The organism is Streptomyces sp. NPDC002403 (genome assembly GCF_053593015.1).
In genome coordinates, this window is record NZ_JBSFBQ010000045.1 from 58,302 (window position 1) to 65,987 (window position 7,686).

The 7,686-nt window shown below is 68.5% G+C and carries 3 protein-coding genes and 2 pseudogenes; 1 reads left to right on the top strand and 4 read right to left on the bottom strand.

Annotated features, from left to right (window positions below; all coding sequences use genetic code 11):
- Positions 1–134 precede the first annotated feature (134 nt).
- Positions 135–3,869: a S8 family serine peptidase gene (locus tag ACWCPY_RS33575; RefSeq protein ID WP_451271397.1), complete on the bottom strand. Its 3,735-nt coding sequence runs from the start codon at positions 3,867–3,869 to the stop codon at positions 135–137.
- A 425-nt stretch (positions 3,870–4,294) separates the two neighbouring features.
- Here ACWCPY_RS33575 and ACWCPY_RS33580 point away from each other — a divergent pair, with 425 nt between their 5' ends.
- The gene (locus ACWCPY_RS33580) at positions 4,295–5,359 is read left to right on the top strand and encodes a hypothetical protein (protein ID WP_451271399.1); all 1,065 of its coding nucleotides are present in this window, start codon (positions 4,295–4,297) and stop codon (positions 5,357–5,359) included.
- 134 nt (positions 5,360–5,493) lie between these two features.
- On the opposite strand, the gene ACWCPY_RS33585 is transcribed toward ACWCPY_RS33580, so the two are convergent.
- The 3 genes and pseudogenes from ACWCPY_RS33585 to ACWCPY_RS33595 all read right to left on the bottom strand — a co-directional run.
- The gene (locus ACWCPY_RS33585; RefSeq protein ID WP_451271405.1) at positions 5,494–5,844 is read right to left on the bottom strand and encodes a 5-carboxymethyl-2-hydroxymuconate Delta-isomerase; all 351 of its coding nucleotides are present in this window, start codon (positions 5,842–5,844) and stop codon (positions 5,494–5,496) included.
- An 82-nt stretch (positions 5,845–5,926) separates the two neighbouring features.
- Positions 5,927–6,713: pseudogene (locus ACWCPY_RS33590) on the bottom strand (IS5 family transposase); the annotation flags it as partial.
- Between the two features lie 427 nt (positions 6,714–7,140).
- Positions 7,141–7,433 (bottom strand): annotated as a pseudogene (locus ACWCPY_RS33595) (MFS transporter); the annotation flags it as partial.
- Positions 7,434–7,686 lie beyond the last annotated feature (253 nt).

The window sequence follows — 7,686 nt, forward strand, 5'->3', positions numbered from 1 at the left end:
GCCAGAACCCTGCTGCTCGATAAGGCCAGTCGGCCAGGCACCGAACTCCTTCGGCATCTCCCGCCGCCGTCCGCCTGCCGCTCGCGCGGCAGGTGGGAGCCACGCCGCCGACTGCGCAGCTCCCACCCGGTCGGTTACTTCCGCACGCCGATCGCGCGGATGATCTCCTGCTTGACCGAGCCGCCCTTGTCGTCGGCGGCCGAGGCCCGCACGGAGATGTACCGCGCGTCGTTCGGCACCCGCACCGAGCCGGCCCAGGCGGCGGACTTGCCGCGTACGCGATCGAGTTCGACGGATGTCCACGTTGCGCCGTCGTCGAAGGAGACCTCCAGCGTGGAGCCGGTGATCCTCCCGGTGTCCGGCGCACCCTTGACGTACTCGGAGAAGATCCCGAGATCCAGTCGCTTTCCGGCCCGCACATCACCTTGCAGGTCGGTGTCGATGTCGAAGCCGAGGTTGAGCATCGGCAGATACGTCCACCGGTCGGCCGGCGTGGCGGACGACTTGAAGGTCCATTCGGAGTGGCCCTTCGTGGCGAGCCGCCAGACGTCCGGGTCCAGGGTGGTGTCGGTGACGACCTTGAAGTCCTGCTCGGCCGGCTTGACGTTCCGGGCGTGCGCCCCCGAGCTTTGCTTCCGGTCGACCCGCACCCCGTCCACGTACACCTCGGTGAACTGGGTCAGCGACTTCTGGTTGAACACTTCACCGAAGCCGGTGTGGTCCGGTCCGGAGTCGCCCCAGCCCGGTGTGTTGAACTCCAGGTCGTTGCCCGCGCGGCGCTGGCCCCAGCCGAGACCGGTACCCAGCCACGGGTGCAGGACCGGCTTGAACCAGTCGGTCGCGGAGCGCGTGCCGCCGCGGTAGTGCACGACGCCGCTGCGCTCCTCCAGGGCACCCGGGCCGCTGGACATGGACTCGTGCCAGCCCTGATCGGGGCCGGCGCTGACGTAGTCGGTGCGCTCCGCGGGGAACTTGATCTTCTCCTGGAATCCCATGCCGTAGGGGAAGCTGTCGGTGATCGAGTAGCGGAACTCGCCGCCGTCGGCGGGCTTCGGCGCGTGGAACTTGTTGTTGACCACGGCCAGCTCCCTCCTGCCCGGCCGGTATGTCAGATCAGCGGGGATCGCCCCCGAGTACCCCTTGCTGAGGTCGTAGACATAAGGCGTGAACTCGGTGCCGGTCAGTTTCACGCCCTGGCCGAGCCGAGCGGCCTCGATCAGGCGCGCCCCGTCCTGCGCGTTCACCGTCGCGCTGTACAGGGGACGAGTCTCCCCGTCGGCCCCGCTGAAGTCGGCCATCAGCCGTCCGGGAGCCTCGTCGGTGACGAACAGGGCCTTGGCGCCGGCGTCACGGGCATTCTGGGACAGCGCTTCGGACGTGATCGCGTCGGTGCGGCGCACGACGACCGCTTTGCCCGCCACGTCCTTGCCGGTGTAGTCGGCGGTGGATCCGGCGCCCGCGTCCACCAGGGCCATCCGCTTCTGCCCGGTGAACATGTCCGATCCGTACTGCACGGTCGTCTCGCCGAGCCGCTTGCCGCCTGCTTCGACATCGAGTTGCGGCTTGCCGAGTCGCCAGACGGTCCGGTACTCGAAGGTGCCCGTGGCGGGCTTGCGGGTCGGTGCGGCGAAGATGCTGTCGTACTTCGGCGGGACCTGCACGGCCGGCGCGAAGGACGCGCCGTTCGCGGACCGGTTGAACTTCATCAGCAGCTGACGGGTCTCGGTCCGCTGGTCCACCTCGGCCCGGATCTCCCGCAACTTCGTTCCGTCGAGGGTGACTTCGCGATCACGGTCCATGGTGACCTCGGGCTCGGTGAGCAGACCGAGGCCGAGCGAGTCCTTGCCCCTGCTGCCACGCACGTCGAGGAAGCTGCACAGGGTGTACATGCCGGGCTGCAGACGCAGCTTGAGCGTGCCGGATTCGTCGACCGTGGCAGGGATGGGATCTACGTCCTTGGCCAGCTGCTTCACGGTCAGGTATGCGGCGGACGCCGCGCCTTCGCGGTCCTTTACGTGGACGGTGAGGGTGTGGCGCTCCTCCTCCTTGGTCAGGCCGAAGGCCGTGTGCGCCACCACTGTGTCGCCGTCCTTGGCGACGATCCGGCCGGAGGTGGCGCCGACGGGCGCGGCGGTGCCGTCACCGGTGACCGTGGTCTGCGCGGTGCCGTGCGCGGGCACGGTGAGGGTGGAGTCGGCGAGGGTGACCACGCCGGCCGGAGCGCCCTGGACGGTCAACGCCAGGGTGACCGGCCGGTCGGAGGCGTTGGTGTAGATCAGCGTCTTGGTGACCGGCTTGTTCGCCTCGTAGGGCCAGCTGGTGAAGCCGAGGTCGGCGCTGCCGGTCGCGGTGATCTGCGCGGCAATGGCGGACGGGACGTCCACCCGGCCCGCACCCACCTCGTAGGACGTGCCGCTGATCTGCTTGGACGTGCTCATCAGCCCGTCCTTGAGCTGTTGTCCGCTCCAGTTGGGGTGTTTCTCGGCGAGCAGCGCCGCCACGCCCGCGACGTGCGGGGTGGCCATGGACGTGCCGCTCATCGATGTGTACGAGCCGCTGCCGCTCACGAGCTGCGAACGGGCCGCGAGGATGTTCACGCCCGGCGCGGACAGGTCGGGCTTCAGTGCGTTGTCGCCGAGGCGCGGGCCCTGGCTGGAGAAGTACGCAAGCCTGTCGGCGGAGTCGACCGCGCCGATCGTCAGCGCGGAGTCGGCTGCGCCGGGGGAGCCGATGCTGCCGGGGTAGCCGGCGTTGCCGGCCGCGATCACGAACAGGGCGCCCGTCTCCTTGGAGAGGGTGTTCACCGCCTGGGCCATCGGGTCGGTGCCGTCACTGCCCTGCGACGATCCGAGGCTCATGGAGACGATCTTGGCCTGGACCTCCTTGGCCGCCCACTCCATACCGGCGATGATCTGCGACTCGGTGCCGGACCCCTGGTCGCTGAGGACCTTGCCGACGGCGAGCGTGGTGCCGGGCGCGACGCCCTTCTCCTTGCCGTCGGACGCGGCACCGCTGCCACCGACGGTGGAGGAGACATGCGTGCCGTGCCCGTTCCGGTCGGCGACCTCCTGGCCGTCGATGAAGCTCTTGGTCTCGCTCACCCGGTCCTTGAGATCGGGGTGGGTCAGGTCCACGCCCGTGTCGAGGACGGCGACCTTGACGCCCTTGCCGGTCAGCCCGGCCTCCCAGGCCGCGGGAGTGCCGATCTGGGCGTTGCTGGTCTCCATGGCGGCGTTGACCCTGGCGTCCAGCCAGACTTTCTCGACGCCGCCCGAGAGACGAGCACCGCCCGAAGTCGCGCTGCGCGCCTGGGAGGTGACGTCCGGTGCGACCGTGCGCCAGAACTCCCCGGACTTCGACGCCTCCAGGGCCGCACCGCCTATGCTCGGCAGCCCACGGACCCGGCGGGCTCCGTGGGGCGTCGCGCTGCGGGCGTTCTTCGTGTACGTCACGATGAGCGGGAGGCCGTCGGACGACGGGTCACCGAGCCCCTGCTCGATCAGAGCGGTGACGTCGAACAGTTCGGCGTCCAGGACGCCCGCCTGCAGGTAGGGCCGGGCCTCGTCGGGTACGACGGTGATCCGGCCGTCGGACATCTCGCTGCGAACCGCTCCGGTTGCGCCTTTGGGACGCTCCACGGCGACCGACTTCCGGCCAGCGCCGAGGTCGGTCACGGTCACCTGGTCACCGGTGATCAGAGTGACAGTTCGCGTGGTGCTGGGTGCGTGCACGGATGACGTGGCACGGTCGGTGTCCGCCCCCGCAGTCCCCAATGCCCCGGCTGCGACCGCCTGCCCTGTCGGCAACAGCACGAGAGACAGCCCCGTGGCCAGCAGCCGGGACCTCCGTCTCGCGGAAAATCTGGTCATGGATGACTCTCCTCCGCGCACCCGGTGATGGGTGGTGCCGGGTGCTGCGAAGAGTTTTCGCGGCAGCAGCTTGCGTGTCGACCGTTCCGCCCTGGCGGATCTCCGACTTGGCAGGTATCCGTCAGTGACGGCCGCGGAGCACGGACTCGCCCTACCCCCAGCCGTGATGGCGGGCATTCCAGCCGAGTTGGACGCGGGTGGTCGCCCCGGCCTGCCGCCACTGACAACGCCCCTGTGCTGCGCACCACCTCCAGGTCGACCTCGTCGGGAGCCGCGCCCTCGACTGCACCGAGCCCGGCTGAATGTCCCTCCTCGGTGTCACTTCCGCGTGAACTGCCGATGTCCTGTTCGGCGGTTGGGTACTGTCCTGTGCGCATGCCGGCTGAGGATCGGGAGCCGACCTCACAAGGACGTTGGGGAGACGGATGCTGAACGACGACGAAGTCCTCAAGGCCGTGCAGAACGAGATCAAGGGGCGAGGGGAAACCCTGTCAGTGACACCGCCGGGTGCCGCCGCAATCACGTGGCATCCCCTCCTGGAGGGAAAAATCGTACGGTGCCTCGAATCCCGCACGGAACATGAGCGCTTTCACGCGGGCCCTCTCGACCTCTCGAACCTTCCGGCGTACGACACCACGATCAGCCGGCGCCGCATTCCGCCGCCCCGGGATCCGTCCAAGCAGAGCACTCTGAAACTGGTACGTCGAGGGTCGGTCGACGACCGATCCTGCGACTGCGGCAACGGCAGCATCGCCTGCCAACGCTGCAAAGGCGCAGGCGACCTCCCATGCGAGCCGTACCGCCCCTGCGCTGAATGCCGAGGCCTCGACAGCTGTTTGCGGTGCGTCGGCACCGGCTTCCCCAACCCGAAACCGGCCGGCCCGGCCGCGCAGGACACTGACGGTCGCGTCCAGTGCAGGCAATGCGGTGCCCACGACGCCGCATGCGCCGGATGCCATGGTCGCGGCCAGCTCCAGTGCAGCACCTGCAAGGCCACAGGATCTCGATCCTGCCCCGATTGTGACGGGGACGGCACCGTGCAGCACCAGCACTGCGCAGGCACGGGCAGGACCGTGACCTGGACGGAAGGCGTCGTCACTAGAACGCCCAGCGCCGGCGACGTCAAACTCCCCGAACACGGAGTGCCCTACCTCGCACGCCAACAGGTACGTGAACGCGGGACCTGGGCCCCGACGAACCTGACCGACAACGACCCCCTGCGAGACCACCTCACAAAAGAGTTCGGCCCGAGCCTGAAGACGTTGCTCCTCCCGCACGATCAGGAAATCGCACGTCAGGCAACAGCCGGATACACACGGCTCGCACGAGTCGTCGTGGCAGGACACCCGCACCGGGTCTACTTCGTCTTTCCCGCCTCCGGGGGGCCGCATGTGCTGGTGCTCCCCTCACAGAGGCGAACCTGGCAGATCACCGCGATCGTGCTTGGTGTACTCGTACTGCTCGCTCTGATCGCACGGCTCGCTGTCTGACCGAGGTACTGCAGCCCAGTCAGCGCGCGAGACTGTGCGGACCGGTACTGCGCAGATCCTCACCGTGGTGGCGGAGGGGTCCGGGCGGGGAAGTCGGCGGATGGCTCGTTCGCTGTGTTCGGGATGCGGGTGTGTCAGCTGTTTCGGTAGGACGCGTCCAGGTCGGGGATCTCGACGGAGGTGTGCAGGGTGACACCATCGACTGGCTTGACCTGGGCGGCGACCAGGGCGAGCACGGCGGCCGCGAGGCGGGCCTTGGCCGCGTCGGTGCGGCCGTGGAGCAGGCCTATCTCGACGTGCAGGACGGCATGGCCCTCGGTCTCGGCGCCGACGCTGAAGTCCTCGACCTGGCGGAAGCGGGTCCTGCAAGCTTCCAGGCGGGCGCCGACGGTGTCGACGACGATCGGGTGCAGGGCGAGCGCGAAGGCCGGGCGGTCGAAGGCCGCGTCGAGCGGGCCGGAGTAGTCGACGGTGATCTGCGGCATGGCGGGCAGCTCCTCGGAGGGGATCACATGATCGGCTCCCACCCTACGGAGAGCGGCTCAGAGATCGTTTTCGTCCGATGTTTCATCCCGGGATGGGATGTTCTGTGGTCTTCTTCGGGTCGCGCCAGGAGAGGGTGTTCTCATTGGTGAGGCGACGGGCCATGAGGCCGGTCATGGCGATGTGGATCATGGCTTCGGAGGGGGCGGGCAAGGTTTCGCAGTCGCGGTCCGGGCGGCGGTGGAGCATGAGTCAGCCGTAGGTCCGCTCGACCGCCCACCGCTTCGGGATCGGGGTGAAGCCCCTGCTCCCAGGCTTGCGGGCGGTGATCTCCATGTCGATGCCGAGGGTGGCGGCATGCTCGACGAGGTGCTGGCGGTAACCGCCGTCGCCCCACACCTTGCGGATGCCCGGATGGTCGGCGGCAACCTGGTCGAGCAGTGCGGTGCCGGCAACAGATTCCTGCACGCCGGCCGCGGTCACCAGCACGCCGAGGAGGAGGCCGAGCGTGTCGATGACGACTTCGCTTCCGTCCGACGATCTTCTTGCCGGCGTCGATGCCCTGGCCGGAGACGGGAACGCTGGTGGAGGTCTTGACGCTCTGCGCATCGATCGCGCAGGCCGTTGGCTCGGTTTCCTGGCTTCCCTTCTCTTGTACAAGCTGCCGGAGCGGGCCGTTGAGCTGGGCGAACACGCCCTCGTCGGCGCATTTGGAGAAGTTGCCGTAGATGGTGTTCCAGTGCGGGAAGTCGTGCGGGAGGTACCGCCACTGGACCCCGGTGCGGTCCACGTACAAGATCGCGTCCATGATGTCGCGCAGGTCGTGTTCGGGCGGCCGGCCGCCTGCTTTCCGACCTCGCAGGCGAACTCGAACCCCACCCCGACAGCGAACGTCGCATGGCCGAGCGTATGAACCCGCGCCGGACCCTTGAGCTGGATGCCGGCCATGCTTCTTTGGCCTCTCAGCCGGGCCCGGTCACCGACCTCGTCGGGGAGGCCGCAGGAACGGCTGCCTGATCGCTGATTCGGCGGTCATCGGGCCCGGTCACGGACTTCGCGGTGCAGGGGGCTTCGTGGTCGGCTCGAGGACAGGCCGTCCGGCCCGTCGGCCACACTTCGCCTTCTTGGCCTGGTGGTTGACCCAGCGGCCGGTTTCTACCGTGTGCCGGCCGGCCTGGGTCCGCAGCACCGGCCAACTACAGGGCTTCCTGATCGCGCGTGGGCAGTCCCGGTTCCGCCGGGACGGAACGAGACGGCTGCGTGCCTCGCGACCGGCCTCGGTGATGGAGCGGGGCAAACCGTGCCCCGATCAGCAGTGTCGCGCCAGTCGAGAACGCGGTCCGCACGGACGCGGCGCCGAACTCGGCCGTGCCGATCAGCAGCAGCCTTCGTCGACCGATCCGATTACCCAGGGTGCCCATCGTGATCACGAACCCGGCCGTCATGAACCCGTAAGCCCAGGCGGTGCCAGGAACAGGACGTCAATGTCCCGGCCGACCAGCAGGCTGGGCAGCGCCAGCAGGGCCAGGCCGAGCCAGGCCCGCCCGGCACGCTCCACGGCCGGTGCCGTCTCGGTCGCTGTTGTACTCATGGGGCAACCACCTCTGGTGGACGGTCGCCATGAGGTCGGAGCCGATCGAAGGATCTTTACCCGAACCGGGAGGATCATCTGATCCGCTGAATCCGTCGCCGGTATGTCAAGATCGGCCGGTCCGCGACGACTACCCGATGACGGGGCCCGACCGGGCACCGCGACGGTGAGGAGTTGGACATGAAGTTCCTGCTGATCATGCACATCAACCCGGCCATCATGGAGGAGCTGACAGAGGCCGAGCGCCAGGAGA

Bases quoted from the DNA above. Each gene is read 5' to 3' on its own strand.
- ACWCPY_RS33585 (WP_451271405.1), bottom strand. From the start codon at position 5,844: ATGCCGCAGATCACCGTCGACTACTCCGGCCCGCTCGACGCGGCCTTC.
- ACWCPY_RS33580 (WP_451271399.1), top strand. From the start codon at position 4,295: ATGCTGAACGACGACGAAGTCCTCAAGGCCGTGCAGAACGAGATCAAG.
- ACWCPY_RS33575 (WP_451271397.1), bottom strand. From the start codon at position 3,869: ATGACCAGATTTTCCGCGAGACGGAGGTCCCGGCTGCTGGCCACGGGG.